The following is a 13,622-nucleotide window of genomic DNA, read 5'->3' as shown; positions in this document are numbered from 1 at the left end:
ATAGAAGTTGCGTCAGCCGCCCTTGACCGAACCCGCCAGCAGGCCGCGCACGAGATAGCGCTGCAGGCTGAAGAAGACGATGAGGGGGACGACGATGGTAATGAAGGCGGAGGCCGTGAGGATTTCCCAGTTGCCGCCGCGCGAGCCGAGCAGGTTCACGAGGCGCCCGGTCAGCACCAGTTCGTCATTGCCCGTGCCGAGGAAGACCATGGCGACGAGCAGGTCGTTCCAGGTCCACAGGAACTGGAAGATGGCGAAGGAGGCGAGCGCCGGGAAGGAGAGCGGCAGGATGATCTTCACGAAGATATCGAAGTCCGACGCGCCGTCGACGCGGGCGGATTCCATGATCTCGCGCGGCAGGCCGGCCATGTAGTTGCGCAGGAGATAGACCGCGAGCGGCAGGCCGAAGCCCATATGGGCGAGCCAGATGCCGACATAGGTCTTGGCCGGCACGCCGAGGAAGGCGCCGACGCCGTTATAGAGCCGGAGCAACGGGATCAGCGACATCTGCAAGGGCACGACGAGCAGGCCGACGATGACCGCGATGAGGATCGCCCGGCCGGGGAACGGCATCCAGGCGAGCGCATAGGCGCAGAAGGCAGCGACGAGGATGGGGATGATGGTCGAGGGGATCGCCACCGTCAGCGAGTTGATGAAGGATGAGCCGATGCCGGCGGCGCTCAGCACTTCGCGATAGTTGTCGAGCGTGAAGCGCGGCGGGACGGAGGCGGTGTAGAAGATGCGCTGGCCGCGCGTGCCTTCCATCTTCGTGGGTGAGACGATCTCGTAGCTGCCGTCCTCGTTGACGGTCAGCGTCTGGCCGTCGCCGATATCGGCGGGCTTGCCGGCCTCGAAGGCGGCGGGTTGCAGCGGGCGGAAGCCGAAGGCGGAGACCTTGGCGTCGCCGCCTTCCACGAGGTCTCCCGCAATGACGAACTTGCCGTCCTTCTCGACCTGCGTTTCCGGCGAAGCGGCGCGGCCGGTGAGGTTCTGCGAGGAGGTGGAAAGCGCCGTCCACCAGCCCGAGACGGCGAGCTGATCCTTGTCGCGCAGCGAGGAGATGAGGAGGCCCGCGGTCGGCAGGGTCCACAGCGCGACGAGCAGCAGGACGGAGATATGGACGGCGATGGTGAGCGGCGAACGGGACGAAGCGATCATCTCAGTGGCCTTCCATTTCCTTGGTGGCGTTGCGGATGTTCCAGATCATGATCGGGATGACGAGGATCATGATGACGACGGCGATGGACGCGCCGCGCCCGAAATCGCCGCCGCCGCGGAACATCCAGTCGAACATCAGGTTCGCCAGAACCTGCGTCTGCCACTGGCCGTTGGTCATCGCGAGCACGATGTCGAAGACCTTGAGGACGAGGATGGTGATCGTGGTCCAGACGACGGCGATCGTGCCCCAGATCTGCGGCACCATGATCTTGAAGAAGATCTGGAAGCCGTTCGCCCCGTCGATGACGGCCGCCTCGATGGTCTCTTCCGGAATGCCGCGCAGGGCCGCGGACAGGATGACCATGGCGAAGCCGGTCTGGATCCAGATCAGGATGACCATCAGGAAGAAGTTGTTCCAGAAGGGAATGGTCATCCAGGCCTCGGGCGTGCCGCCGAAGGCGACGACGATGGCGTTGAGGATGCCGATCTGCTCGGAGCCTTCCGAGCGGAAATCGTAGACGAATTTCCAGATGACGGCGGCGCCGACGAAGGAGATCGCCATCGGCATGAAGATCAGAGTCTTTGCGATATTGCCCCACCAGATGCGGTCGGTCAGCGCGGCGATCACCAGGCCGAAGAAAGTGGCGAGCGCCGGGACCACAAGGAGCCAGAGGAAATTGTTGAAGATCGACTGGCGGAATTCGCCGTCGCCGAACATCCAGATGTAGTTGCTGAAGCCGACGAACTGCTGGCCGGAGCGATCGAGGAAGGAAAGCCGCACGGACTCGAAGACCGGATAGACGAGATAGATGGCGAGCGCGAAGAGCGCGGGCGCCATGAACAGCCAGGGACGGATGGCATTGGTAAGCCGAAGATTACGGGAAGCCTGCGCGCCCGCCAGCCCCTTGGAGGGGAACATCCTGTCGAGTAGCCAGTTCGTTCCGAAGAAATAGACGACGCAGGCGAGAACGCCCCCGACCATCGTGAAGATGGCGAATAACAATTGCTGCATGGCGGTCCCTCCCCAGGAATGCACCCCGCCCTCTTGGGCGCATCGATCGTTCACGCGGCTCCCACCGCATGGTCCGGCTGCACTTTCGCATGCGTAAGAAAACCGGCCGACGGATGCCGGCCGGTTCGCCAGAGATTTACTTGATGGCGTCCCAGGCCTTTTGGACGCCGGCCGCCACATCGGCCGCGGACTTGCCGCCGACGAAGTCGACCATGCCCGTCCAGAACGCGCCCGCGCCGATCTTGCCCGGCATCAGGTCCGAACCGTCGAAGCGGAAGGTCGTCGAGTTCAGCAGGATTTCACCCTGCTTCTTCATCGGCGCGTTGGCGTAGGCGTCCTTGTTGGCGCTCTTGAAAGGCGTCAGGAAGCTGGTCTGCGCCATCCAGAGTTCATGGGCGATCGGCGTCTTGAGGAATTCGATGAAGGCGCGCGAGGCCGGGGTGTCCTTGGTGATCATGGCGAGCGTGCCCGCGCCGAGGACAGGATTGCCGAGTTCCGGCTTGCTGGCATAGGGCGGCATGTAGAAGAAGTCCGCATCCTCGCCGACGACCGTGCCTTCCGGGAAGAAGGACGGGATGAACGAGGCCTGGTGGTGCAGGTAGCACTTCGGCGGCGAGGCGAAGAGGCCCTTCGGGCTGTCGCGGAAATCGGTGGAGGCAACGGCCGCCGCGCCGCCATCGACGAACTTGTCGTTCTTGGCGAACCAGCCGAATTCATCCAGCGCGCCGACCACGGCGGCATCGGTGAAGGGGATCTCGTTCGTCACCCACTTGTCGTAGGTCTCGGGCGTCTGCGTGCGTAGCATCAGGTCTTCGACCCAGTCCGTCGCCGGCCAGCCGGTCGCGCCGCCCGAACCGAGGCCGATGCACCAGGGCGTGCCGCCGTCGGCGACGATCTTCTCCGTCAGCGCCTTCAGCTCCTCCATGGTCTTCGGCACTTCGTAGCCGGCGTCCTCGAAGTTCTCCGGCACGTACCAGACGAGCGACTTCACGTCGATCTTGTACGGGAAGGCATAGAGCGCGGCATTACCGTCCTTGCCCTTGTAGGTCGAAAGATCGACCCAGGACTGGCCGGCGGCGTAGTTGTCGAGAAGCCACTGCTTGGTCTCGTCGCCGAGCGGCGTCAGATAACCCTTGGAGGCAAGGTCGGCGATCAGGCCCGGCTGCGGCAGGATGGCGACGTCCGGCGGGCTGCCGGCCTGCGTGTCGATGACGATCTGCTGCTCATAGTTCTCGGAAGAGGAGTATTTCAGTTCGACGCCCGTCGCCTCGACGAAATAGGCATAGACATTCTTGAAGAGGGCTTCGTCCTCACCGCGCCAGGGGCCGAAGATGGTCAACGTCTGGCCCTTGAGGTCGTGGCCCTTCTTGAAGTCCTCGAAGCTCTGCCAGTTGAACTTGGAATCCTCGCCCGGCTTGAACTTCAAGTCGGCAGCAATAGCGCCGCCCGCCATGAACAGAGCGAGCGCAGCCGTCATCAACAATGTCTTTTTCACCTGATTTGCCTCCCATAGCAAACCCGCTCTCTCCCGGAGCGGGCGGTCTCTTCCCTAGCCAAAATTCAAAGCGCTTTGGATTTCTCTTCATCCCACTTCCACCTTGCCTTCGTCAAGACCCCACGAATCATTTGCAGGCAGCAATGGCGCTTCTGACGCAGCGCAGCGTATTTTTGCGCCGCAAAATGACTAAATCCCGCTTTTCCTGCGGGATTGGCTGATGTTAGATACCGAAGCGCTTTGGGGCACAATCGGGGATAAAATGGATAATATCCAAAGCGCTTTTGGTCTTTCAAGAAAGCTAAGCATGTGAATCTCAAGCAGTTATCGCAATTGCTGGGCCTCTCGCAGACAACCGTGAGCAGGGCTTTGAACGGCTATCCGGAGGTGAACGCCGAGACACGCCAGCGCGTGCTCGACGCCGTCCGGGAGACGGGATACCGGCCGAACCGCGCCGCCCAGCGCCTTGCGACCGGTCGGGCCGGCTCGATCGGCCTCGTCATGCCGATGGCCGACGGCATCGAGTCCGACGTGCATTTCGGCGAGTTCCTGGCCGGCCTCGGCGACGAGGCGGTCAAGCACGATTTCCATTTCGTCATCAATCCGAGCCACCCGGACGACGAGGCCGCGACCTGCCGGCGGCTGGTGGCGAGCGGCAATGTGGATGCGCTTTTCCTTGCCTATATGCGCGAGAAGGACCCGCGCATCGCCATGCTGAAATCGCTGAAGACACCCTTCGTGGTGCATGGCCGCTCGATCGGCGTGCCGACGGATTATCCCTTCGTGGACATCGACAATACCGGCGCCTTCTACGACGCTGCCCGCCTGCTGGCGCAGCTCGGCCACCGGCGTTTCGCGCTTCTCAACGGTCCCGAGCACCTGACCTTCGCGATCCGCCGGAAGAAGGGCACCGTGCGCGCGCTTGCCGAACACGGCCTCGAACTGCGCGAGGATTGCGTGCACCATTCGCAGATGACGGACGAGCACGGCTTTCGCGCCATGGAGCGCTTTCTCCAGCTCGACACACCGCCGACGGCGGTGCTGTGTTCCAGCACCGTGCTGGCGCTCGGTGCGGTACGTGCCATCGGCCAGGCGGGGCTGAAGCTCGGCTCGGATATCTCGCTGATCGCCCACGACGACGTGCTGCCGATGCTGAAACCGGAGAACTTCATGGTGCCGCTGACGACGACGCGTTCGTCGCTGCGCGCCGCCGGCCAGCGCATCGCCCGCCGCCTCATCGCCGGCATCCTGCAACTGGAGACGCTGCCGCAGCAGGAATTGTGGAAGGCAGACCTCATCGTGCGCGCCTCGACGGGACCTGCGCCGGGCAAATGAAAAGGCGCCCCGCAGGGCGCCTTCGCATATTGTCGATCGTTCAGAACTTCGGCGGTATCCTGCCGGCCTTGCGGCAGGCGGCAATGACCGTATTGGCCATCAGCATGGCGATGGTCATCGGACCCACGCCACCGGGAACCGGGGTGATGACGCCCGCGACCTTCGCGCATTCCTCAAAGGCGACGTCGCCGACGAGGCGGGACTTGCCCTCGCCCTTTTCCGGAGCGGCGACACGGTTGATGCCGACGTCGATGACGGTCGCACCGGGCTTCACCCAGTCGGCCTTGACCATTTCCGGGCGGCCGACCGCGGCAACGAGGATATCGGCATTGCGGCAGACGGCGGGAAGGTCCTTCGTGCGCGAGTGAGCGGTCGTGACCGTCGCGTTGGCGGCGAGCAACAGGGCCGACATCGGCTTGCCGAAGAGGTTGGAGCGGCCGATCACCACGGCATTGAGGCCGGACAGGTCCTCGCCATGGACGCGGCGCACGAAGACCATGGCCCCGGCCGGCGTGCAGGAGACGAGACCACCGTCGAGATCGCCGGTCGCGACCTTGCCGGCATTGACGACGTGCAGGCCGTCGACATCCTTTTCCGGCCGGATCGACTGGATGATCGGCTCGGAATTCAGGTGTTTCGGCAGGGGAAGCTGCACGAGGATGCCGTGGATGCTCTCATCGCCATTCAGCGTCTCGACGAGGCGGGCAAGCTCCTCCTGCGTCGTCTGCTCCGGCAGCGTGTGCTGGATGGAGTTGAAGCCGCATTCCTTGGCCATGCGGCCCTTGGCGGAGACATAGGCATGGCTTGCCGGATCGTTGCCGACGATGACGACGGCGAGGCCCGGCTTGATGCCGGCATCCTTTTCCAGGGCGGCGGTGGCGGACTTCACGGTGTCAATCACGGAAGCGGCAACCTGCTTCCCATCGATAATGGTGGTCACATAACTCTCCCTGGATGAATTGCGCCCAGTCTAGTGGGGCGAGCGCGCGGCGGGATGGCCTCTCAACGCCCTATGCTGTCGAAAACGCATAAATTCAAGTCGAACGATTGGGAAGAGCCAACGCCCCGCCTTTGACGATTTCGCCGGACCACATGCGGAAAAGCGGGGCAGGAGTGGAGATTCCCGAGCGTCTTCAAACCCTTGCCTCCATGGTTACCAGGAGGTGAACATCAGCGCTCACTTTTTCTCGAAATCCTTAAACGGCTTTTCAACCCATCCTGCTAGAGGAGAAGGCGAAAGTGGCAGGAAGGAACGCATATGGCATTCGTGTCGGGCAACATCATCGCCTCGCAACGGGATATTCTCGGTCTGCCGGTGTGCGATCTCGGCTGGGCGGATGCCTTCACCTTTGCCGAAGAGGTCGCCGGCATGCCCTTCGGGCAGAGCGTCATCACGTTTCTCGACGCGGAGAACGGCAACCGGATGGTGCGCGACGCGGAGTACCGGGCAGTGCTGCAGCGTCAGATCGTCCTGCCGGATGGAGAAGGCGTCGACATCGCTTCCCGGCTGTTCCATGGCCGCAGCTTCCCGGCCAATATGAGCGGCGCATCCTTCGTGCCCGCGCTCCTGACCTATATGGCCCGGCCGATGCGCGTCGCGCTGGTCGGCGGCGACGCGGCAACGCTCGGGCAGGCCGTAGAGACGCTGCGCCGTCATGCGCCCTGGCACGATATTCTCCCCATCGCCGACGGCGGCTTCGCGCCGGCCCAATCCGACGAGGTCATGGAGCGCGTGCGCGCGGCCAAGGCGGATATCCTGATCGTCGCCATGGACAGCCCGGCGCAGGAAACCTGGATCGACCGGCATGTCGGCCCCGGCCATGCACGCCTCGTGCTGAGCGTTCGCGGTCTGTTCGCCACGCTCACCGCCGGGGTTCCCCGTGCGCCGGTCGGCGTGCGCCGGCGCCGCCTTGCAGGCCTTTCCCGCTTCATGCGGGCACCGAACCTCGCCGCCCCGCTCTTCCTCTATCATATCCTGCGCTACAGGCTGTCGAGCGTTTCCGCCACGCGGGGATCGGCCGCAACGGCAAAGGCCGGCTCGCTCTAGCGGCCGGCCTTCCGAAATCGTCCCCTTCGCGCGCCGTCAGTGCCCGCTGTTCTTCGCCTCGGTCTCAACGGCCGGGACCTCACCCTTCAGCAGCGTCACGCCCTTTCTCGGCGGCGGATTTTCCACCGACGCGGTCGTGAGATAGTCGATCTGCTCGACATAGACTTCGGCAATGACTTCCTCGCCGAAACGGCGGTTCAGCCCTTCTTTCACGATACCCCGAAAGGCTTCGAGATCGAAGCTGCCGGCATTGGCCACGTCGATCATCTTCTGGCCGACAAGCAGCGTGTAGAGTTCGTCGGTGATCATCTGCGGCAGCGGCACCACCTGCTTGGCCGCCAGGTCCTTGTTGGCCTTGTAGGCGAGCTTGGTGAGGAGATAGCCGTTGACGCCGCCCTCCCCGATCACCGGGAGGGTGGTCGTATAGCCGCTGACGAATTCCATCGCCGCCTCGCGCTCGGCCGCGGCGGTGTCCACCTTGGGGGCCGAGGCCATCTTCAGCGAGAAATAGACCGAAGCGAGCGTGATGGCGAGAACCCAGACACCGGTGCCGATGAGCTTGATCATGTGCCGTAGCCCAGGCGGAACTGTTCCTGCGAATAGGTACCGTCAGCCTCGAGGTCCTGCACGGCGTTCTTCAGGATGCTGACGACCTCGCGCACGGCTTCCAGATGCGCCGAGACGCGCTGGGCATTGACGGCGAGCTTTTCCCGCACGCGGCCGAGTTGCGTGGAGAAGGTCGGCGGAACCTCGTCCGGCCGTACGTCGCGCGTCAACATGGCCAGCTCGTAGAGGCAGCGGCTCTTGTGCGCGTTGGAGGTGGGCAGGTCGAATTCGGGATCGCTGCCGATATTGTCGTTCTCATTGTCGATGATCGTCTCGAGCCGGCCAAGGACGGTGCGGATCCGGAGTTCGTTGTTCGCCTGTTCCATTGTTCTCTTCTCCGCTTATGCTTTCTTGTCGTGTTCCTTGATGCCGGGCGTCAGGTCCGCGAAGGCCTCACGCTGCATCGACTGCACCATGCCAGCTGCGACACGGTCGACATCCTTTTCCTTGGGATCGGCGCCGGCGCCGCTCTTCTTGGCGAGGCTCTCGGCAATGCCGATGCCGCCACCCTTGGAGAGCACCTCGCCGAGCTGGTCGGCCATCATGCCGCGCCACATCTCGCCGGCCGTGCCCTTGCCGTAGGTTTCCTCGCTCTCGGCGGGCAGCATCGATTTCACGAAGTTCTGCAGCACCATCGTCTCGAACTTGCGAAGATGTTCCGGGATGGCCTTGCCGCCGACCGCGCTGACGCCTTCGGCGGCGGCATGGGTGGTGACCGAATTGCGATTGAGAATGCCGACGGCGGCCTGGAAACCGGCGCCCGCCTCGGCAAGGCTGGTCGCCTCGAAAGCGGCGCGGTTCGATTTCAGCTTGGCTTGCGCTTCCTGAACCTGCGTCGGGTCGGCGGCGCGCACGACATCCAGCACCAGGTCGCTGGGGGGAGAAATTGCCACGTGTCAGAGCCTTTTCTGGTGATTCTCAACAGCCGGACCCGTCCTCATGGCGGTCCGCCGGCCTCATGACCATTCCGGACATCCGGTTCGCCACTTGGGCAAACCTCTTCATCGTCCTGATACGACTATCGCTGCTCAACCTTACGGGAGGCTGGTGGCGGATGACGAAGCCGTGACGGAGGCGCAGCGGCGATCCACCCTGACGCAAGCTTGAGCATCAGGCGAGAATCGCTTTTCGTTCCAGAGGCTTGAGGCGAAACGCCTAGGTCTCGCCCGTCTTGTAGGCGATGTGCTGATCGATGAGGTCGTAGATCGAATCGTCCGCCGCCACGCGTTCCTCGGCCTCGCGGGCCTCTTTCATGCGGTCTTCCATGCGGTCGCCCTTGGTGCGCTCGCGCACCACGCGCATCTCGTGCATCTGCTGCACGTTGGACAGCATCTGCTCCTGCTGCTGCAGGCGGCTGTACTGGCCGGAATAGTGATGGGAGAAGCTGCGGTGCACCGGGTCGAGCGAATTGATCGCGTCGATGACGACATCCATCGTCTCGGCGACCTCCTGCCGCTGGCGCGTCGTGTTGGCAAGGTCCATCTCGGCGATCTTCTCGAGATGACGCTGGACATTGACGAGGCGCTTGAGCTTGTCGGACCGGTTCTGCGCCATCTCAACCGCCCTGGAATACGGGCATGAAGCCGGCGGCGAAAATCTCCAGTAGCGACTGGATGCCGAAATACATCAGGATCAGGCCGCCCATGATGATGAAGGGCAGCGAGACGAAGTAGATCGGGATCTGCGGCGCGAGCTTGTTGATGAGGCCGATGGTGACGTTGAAGACCAGACCATAGAGGATGAAGGGGCTGGCGAGCCGCAGCATGATCATGAAGGTCTGGCTCAGCGTGTCGGTGAGCGTGATCAGCGCGCTCTGCGGATTGAAGCCCGCGCCGAGTGGCATGACATTATACGACTCCACCAGCGCCCGCATGACGACATGGTGGAAATCCAGCATGAAGAGCACCATGAGGGCGGCGAACGACAAAAGGTTCGTCAACTGGTTCTCGGCCGCGTCTTCCAGCACGTCCGGCGTCGGCGGCGCGTTGAAGCCCATCATCATGGTCAGAACCGTACCGGCGAATTGCAGGCCGAGCACGTAGTAGCGCGCGATGAGGCCGATGACCGCACCGGTCAGCGTCTCGAAGACGATCATCTTGATGTAGCCGTCAAGCGAGCCGGTGGCGCGCGGATAGATCGTATCCCAGAGGATCGGCAGGATCGCGATGGAGACCGCCACCGCCAGGAACAGGCGGATCTGCACGGAAAGGCGCGCGGAGGAAAAACCCGGCAGCAGCATGAAGCACCCGCCGACACGGCAGAAGGCGGCGAACAGCGCCAGCACCGTGCCCTGCGGGTCCGTGATCATGAAATGGAGCCGAGAATCTTGATCTCGATGCCCTTGGCAAGCTCGACATGCGAGAGAACCGGCAATGTGGCGAAGAGGCGCTCGATGATCATGCGCACATAAGAGCGGGATTCGGGCGACGTGACCAGCACAAAGGGCGTGCCGCGGTCGAGAAACTCGCGGATAACCCGGGTCGCCTGCTCGGAAAACTCCTCCAGCTGGCGCGGATCGATATCGAACTCGACGATTTCGCCCTTCGAGTCGCGCTTGAGCGCCTGGTGGAAGACCATGTCCCACTTGTTGCCGAGGCGGAGCACCGGCAGCACGCCGTTGTCCGTGAGGTCGCCGCAGATTTGCTGCGCCATGCGAATGCGGACGTGCTCGACGATCTGCTCGGTCTTGCGCACATGCGGGGCGAGTTCGGCGACTGCTTCGAGGATGAGATGCAGGTTGCGGATGGAGACGCGTTCGGCGAGCAGCAGCTTCAGGACGGCCTGCAGGCCCGAATAGGACATGTGCGAGGAGCAGATCTCGTCCGCGAGCTTGCGGTATTCCGGGTCGAGGCGCTCGATCAGCACCTTCACGTCCTTGTAGGAGAGAAGCTGCGGCAGGTTGTTGCGGATGACTTCGGACAGGTGCGTCAGCACCACCGAGACGTTGTCGATCGGGTGGAAGCCCTCGCGGCGCAGGTCATCGGCGAAGGTCTCGAGGATCGAAACCGCCGGCATGCCGAAGGCGGGCTCACGGATATCGTCGCCCGGCACGCTCGGCTTGCGGCCGCCGCCGGTGACGACGAGCACTTCGCCGACGCGCACGATATTGGAGGCGATCGTCGTGCCGTGGATGCGGATCTGGTAGGACTTGTCGGGAATGGTGATGTCGTCGGAGACCTTGATTTCCGGCACCACGAAGCCGTATTGCCCCGCGAATTTCTTGCGCATCTTGCCGACGCGGAACGCCAGTTCCTGATGGGCGCCGAGAAGGCGGGTGGAGACCTGCTTGCCGAGCAGCAGCTCGATCTCGGCGGTCTTGAGCACCGACTTGACCGAATCCTTTTCCTGATCGCGCGAGGCCTGGACCTGCTGGGCCTCCTCCTCGCGCTTGATGCGGTTCTCCTCGGCGATACGGCGCGGGATGATCCAGGCGCCGAAGGCCATGACGCCGCCGAGGATCATGAAGGGGAAGAAAGGCAGGCCCGGCATGACGGCGAGCAGCATCATCAGGCCGGAGGCGACGAAGAGCGCGCGCGGATAGCCGGAAAGCTGGTTGACGACCGCCTGGTCGGTGGAGCCGGACGTGCCGCCGCGCGAGACGATGAGGCCGGCGGCGAGCGAAACGATAAGGGCCGGGATCTGCGAGACGAGACCGTCACCGACCGAGAGCTTCACGAAGACGTCGGCCGCCTCGCCGAGTTCCATGCCGTGGCGGAAATAGCCGATGATGATGCCGCCGAAGACGTTGATGGCGGTGATGAGCAGGCCGGCGATGGCGTCACCGCGCACGAATTTCGAGGCACCGTCCATCGAGCCGAAGAAGGAGCTTTCCTCTTCCAGTTCGCGGCGGCGCAGCTGCGCCTGCTTCTCGTCGATGAGGCCGGCCGAAAGGTCGGCGTCGATCGACATCTGCTTGCCGGGGATGGCGTCGAGGGTGAAGCGGGCGCCGACTTCCGCGATACGGGTCGCGCCCTTGGTGATGACGATGAAGTTCACCACGATCAGGATCATGAAGACGATGATACCGATGACGAAGTCGCCCGACATGACGAGGCTGGCAAAGCCCGCGATCACGCCGCCGGCCGCATCGTGCCCCTCGTTGCCATGCGAGAGGATGACGCGCGTCGTTGCGATGTTGAGCGCGAGGCGCACCATGGTCGCGATGAGGAGGACGGTCGGGAAGGACGAGAAGTCGAGCGGGCGCTGGATCCACAGCGAGACCATCAGGATCAGCACCGAGAAGGCGATGGAGAAGGCGAGGCCGATGTCGATCATGAAGGCCGGGATCGGCAGGAACAGGATCGACAGGATCGTCAGGATGCCCACGGCGAACGCGATATCGCGGCCACTGGGGCTGACCTTCGGAAGGTTTATTGCCGGTACTTGCGCCATCTGGATGCGTCCCGTCTCATCATGAGAGGCAGCGGCGCGTCACACGCGTCGCCCATTTCATCCGATGGGTACAGAACGAAGCTTGCGCGAAGGTGAGCTAGAATCCGGATTCTATTCGCGAGAAGACGAGATTGGTGAAGATGGAGATCTGGGAGCCGATGAAGGGGGCCGAGATGGCGATCGTCACGAAGATCGCGAGGATCTTGGGCACGAAGGTGAGGGTCATTTCCTGCACCTGCGTCAGCGCCTGTACGAAGGCGATGGCGACGCCCACGAGCATGGCGACGAGAACGGCCGGACCGGAGGCCACGACGACCGTCCAGATGGCTGCCTGCGCTATGTCGAGGGCGTCTGCCTCATTCACGGAATAGGATCACTTCACGGTTACGCCGGGTCCTATGACAAGCTTCTTGCCCGAATCAAGCGTCGCAACGATACCGTCGTTGTATAGCGTCACTTCCTTGACGACGCCAGACGTCGCGCCGTCGTTGCTGACGACCGTGCGGCCGATGACGGAGTTGGCCTCCTGCAGCGAGGTGCGCTGAAGCATGCTTTCCAGGTTCTTGTTCGTCTTGATGGTCTGCTCGACCTGCGAGAAGGTCGCAAGCTGCGCCATCTGCTGGGTCGCGTCCATCGGCTCGGTCGGATCCTGGTTCTTCATCTGCGCCACGAGCAGCTTCAGGAAGCTCTCGTAGTTCAGCGTGGCATCCTTCGTGTCCTTGCCTGCGTCCGCGCCCGTAACGCCGGGAACGTAGCCGGATGACGTCGCCGTGCCGACCGGGTTCACCATGGTGCGATCTCCCTGCGGATCTGCTCGATCGTGGCCGGAGCCATCTCGTGGTTGTTGAGGATGCGGTCCTCGATGGGATAGAGGCCGCGGATCGCCTTCAGTGCCTCGAAGGCGCGGCCCTGCGTGACGAGGGCGTCGACGCGCTTCAACTCGGCCAGCACTTCCTCGTTCTTGAAGCAGGACAGCAGCATGATGACCGACTTGCGGAACATGGCGACCGACTGCTCGGCGCCTTCCGGGTTGATCAGCGACATCTGCGCGATGAAATAGAGCTGACGGAGCGGCGTGGTCGCCTGTTCCGGCTGCAGGACGTGGTTTTCCAGAAGGAAGGTCACGTCGTTGAGGAATTCGATGGCGACCTTGCGGTCGACCCGCAGAACCGCGCCATTGACGAAAATGCGCTCACCCGACTTCAGCGATATACGCAGTGTACTTTTCATTTGATGCCATCCTTGATGATGGTGGTAATGTCGATGATGCCCTGGAAATTCGAGGATTCGCGCTTGCGGATCTTTTCGACCTCTTTGAGAATCCAGATGGCGATCGAGATGAGATTGGCCCGCAGCTCCTCCTCGAGCTGGTTTTCCGGGTTGCCGAGATCTTCGATGAAACGGATCCAGACGCGGCGGGTGAAGTAGACGGCCTCGACCGTCTCCTTGCCGTAGCTTTCCCCGCTGGCCATCGCCGCCTTCAGAAGCGCGATCGACCGGTCCAGAACCTGCCGTTCCCGATCCTTGGAGACGGTAACCCCCTCCTCCATGATTTCGGCGTATGAAAACTGGTACAT

Annotated in this window: 16 protein-coding genes; 2 read left to right on the top strand and 14 right to left on the bottom strand. The window is 63.0% G+C overall.

Features of this window, described 5'->3' with window-relative positions; all coding sequences use genetic code 11:
* Window positions 1-12: 12 nt before the first annotated feature.
* The 3 genes from MOE34_RS01990 to MOE34_RS01980 form a co-directional block, all read right to left on the bottom strand.
* Entirely contained in the window at window positions 13-1,158 is a 1,146-nt protein-coding gene (locus tag MOE34_RS01990) for a carbohydrate ABC transporter permease (protein WP_242220367.1), read from the bottom strand.
* Between the two features lies 1 nt (window position 1,159).
* Window positions 1,160-2,170 carry a carbohydrate ABC transporter permease gene (locus MOE34_RS01985; RefSeq protein ID WP_242220365.1) on the bottom strand — a complete coding sequence of 337 codons (1,011 nt, stop codon included), beginning with the start codon at window positions 2,168-2,170 and terminating at the stop codon, window positions 1,160-1,162.
* Window positions 2,171-2,306: 136 nt separating this feature from the next.
* Window positions 2,307-3,647 carry an ABC transporter substrate-binding protein gene (locus tag MOE34_RS01980; protein ID WP_431522402.1) on the bottom strand — a complete coding sequence of 447 codons (1,341 nt, stop codon included), beginning with the start codon at window positions 3,645-3,647 and terminating at the stop codon, window positions 2,307-2,309.
* Window positions 3,648-3,974: 327 nt separating this feature from the next.
* On the opposite strand from MOE34_RS01980, the gene MOE34_RS01975 reads away from it, so the two are divergent.
* A complete protein-coding gene (locus MOE34_RS01975) occupies window positions 3,975-5,000 on the top strand; it encodes a substrate-binding domain-containing protein (protein WP_242220361.1) in 1,026 nt (341 codons plus the stop codon).
* 40 nt (window positions 5,001-5,040) lie between these two features.
* Here MOE34_RS01975 and folD read toward each other — a convergent pair whose 3' ends face one another.
* The gene (gene folD / locus MOE34_RS01970) at window positions 5,041-5,940 is read right to left on the bottom strand and encodes a bifunctional methylenetetrahydrofolate dehydrogenase/methenyltetrahydrofolate cyclohydrolase FolD (protein WP_242220359.1); all 900 of its coding nucleotides are present in this window, start codon (window positions 5,938-5,940) and stop codon (window positions 5,041-5,043) included.
* 318 nt (window positions 5,941-6,258) lie between these two features.
* Here folD and MOE34_RS01965 point away from each other — a divergent pair, with 318 nt between their 5' ends.
* Window positions 6,259-7,047, top strand: a complete 789-nt coding sequence (locus MOE34_RS01965) for a WecB/TagA/CpsF family glycosyltransferase (RefSeq protein WP_242220357.1) — start codon at window positions 6,259-6,261, stop codon at window positions 7,045-7,047.
* Between the two features lie 36 nt (window positions 7,048-7,083).
* Here the strand turns inward: MOE34_RS01965 and MOE34_RS01960 are convergent, their stop codons facing one another.
* The 10 genes from MOE34_RS01960 to flaF form a co-directional block, all read right to left on the bottom strand.
* Complete coding sequence (locus MOE34_RS01960) at window positions 7,084-7,614, bottom strand: hypothetical protein (protein WP_242220354.1); 531 nt, start codon at window positions 7,612-7,614, stop codon at window positions 7,084-7,086.
* On the bottom strand, window positions 7,611-7,979 hold the full coding sequence (locus MOE34_RS01955) for a hypothetical protein (RefSeq protein ID WP_242220352.1): 369 nt from the start codon (window positions 7,977-7,979) through the stop codon (window positions 7,611-7,613). Before MOE34_RS01955 ends, MOE34_RS01960 begins: the two co-directional genes overlap by 4 nt.
* 15 nt (window positions 7,980-7,994) lie before the next feature.
* Complete coding sequence (locus MOE34_RS01950; RefSeq protein ID WP_242220351.1) at window positions 7,995-8,546, bottom strand: rod-binding protein; 552 nt, start codon at window positions 8,544-8,546, stop codon at window positions 7,995-7,997.
* A gap of 262 nt (window positions 8,547-8,808) precedes the next feature.
* Window positions 8,809-9,207, bottom strand: coding sequence for a hypothetical protein (locus tag MOE34_RS01945; RefSeq protein WP_242220349.1), 399 nt, complete (start codon window positions 9,205-9,207; stop codon window positions 8,809-8,811).
* 1 nt (window position 9,208) lies between these two features.
* Entirely contained in the window at window positions 9,209-9,961 is a 753-nt protein-coding gene (gene fliR / locus MOE34_RS01940; protein ID WP_242220346.1) for a flagellar biosynthetic protein FliR, read from the bottom strand.
* Entirely contained in the window at window positions 9,958-12,045 is a 2,088-nt protein-coding gene (gene flhA / locus MOE34_RS01935) for a flagellar biosynthesis protein FlhA (protein WP_242220343.1), read from the bottom strand. The genes fliR and flhA overlap by 4 nt, the downstream gene beginning before the upstream one ends.
* Before the next feature lie 97 nt (window positions 12,046-12,142).
* Entirely contained in the window at window positions 12,143-12,409 is a 267-nt protein-coding gene (fliQ, locus tag MOE34_RS01930; RefSeq protein ID WP_160787025.1) for a flagellar biosynthesis protein FliQ, read from the bottom strand.
* A gap of 9 nt (window positions 12,410-12,418) precedes the next feature.
* A complete protein-coding gene (flgD, locus tag MOE34_RS01925; RefSeq protein ID WP_242220341.1) occupies window positions 12,419-12,835 on the bottom strand; it encodes a flagellar hook assembly protein FlgD in 417 nt (138 codons plus the stop codon).
* Window positions 12,829-13,275: a flagellar biosynthesis repressor FlbT gene (flbT, locus tag MOE34_RS01920; protein ID WP_160787023.1), complete on the bottom strand. Its 447-nt coding sequence runs from the start codon at window positions 13,273-13,275 to the stop codon at window positions 12,829-12,831. Before flbT ends, flgD begins: the two co-directional genes overlap by 7 nt.
* Complete coding sequence (flaF, locus tag MOE34_RS01915) at window positions 13,272-13,622, bottom strand: flagellar biosynthesis regulator FlaF (RefSeq protein WP_160787022.1); 351 nt, start codon at window positions 13,620-13,622, stop codon at window positions 13,272-13,274. The genes flbT and flaF overlap by 4 nt, the downstream gene beginning before the upstream one ends.

The organism is Shinella zoogloeoides, assembly GCF_022682305.1.
In the GTDB taxonomy this organism is placed as follows: Bacteria; Pseudomonadota; Alphaproteobacteria; order Rhizobiales; family Rhizobiaceae; genus Shinella; species Shinella zoogloeoides_B.
Note: the sequence above shows the minus strand (reverse complement) of the source record. Positions and strands in the feature narration are given on the sequence as shown.

Coding starts and splice junctions, on each gene's coding strand:
- MOE34_RS01955 (WP_242220352.1), bottom strand. CDS start 7,979: ATGGAACAGGCGAACAACGAACTCCGGATCCGCACCGTCCTTGGCCGG.
- MOE34_RS01990 (WP_242220367.1), bottom strand. CDS start 1,158: ATGATCGCTTCGTCCCGTTCGCCGCTCACCATCGCCGTCCATATCTCC.
- fliR (WP_242220346.1), bottom strand. CDS start 9,961: ATGATCACGGACCCGCAGGGCACGGTGCTGGCGCTGTTCGCCGCCTTC.
- flgD (WP_242220341.1), bottom strand. CDS start 12,835: ATGGTGAACCCGGTCGGCACGGCGACGTCATCCGGCTACGTTCCCGGC.
- flbT (WP_160787023.1), bottom strand. CDS start 13,275: ATGAAAAGTACACTGCGTATATCGCTGAAGTCGGGTGAGCGCATTTTC.
- MOE34_RS01980 (WP_431522402.1), bottom strand. CDS start 3,647: ATGACGGCTGCGCTCGCTCTGTTCATGGCGGGCGGCGCTATTGCTGCC.
- MOE34_RS01985 (WP_242220365.1), bottom strand. CDS start 2,170: ATGCAGCAATTGTTATTCGCCATCTTCACGATGGTCGGGGGCGTTCTC.
- flhA (WP_242220343.1), bottom strand. CDS start 12,045: ATGGCGCAAGTACCGGCAATAAACCTTCCGAAGGTCAGCCCCAGTGGC.
- MOE34_RS01965 (WP_242220357.1), top strand. CDS start 6,259: ATGGCATTCGTGTCGGGCAACATCATCGCCTCGCAACGGGATATTCTC.
- MOE34_RS01960 (WP_242220354.1), bottom strand. CDS start 7,614: ATGATCAAGCTCATCGGCACCGGTGTCTGGGTTCTCGCCATCACGCTC.
- MOE34_RS01945 (WP_242220349.1), bottom strand. CDS start 9,207: ATGGCGCAGAACCGGTCCGACAAGCTCAAGCGCCTCGTCAATGTCCAG.
- flaF (WP_160787022.1), bottom strand. CDS start 13,622: ATGTACCAGTTTTCATACGCCGAAATCATGGAGGAGGGGGTTACCGTC.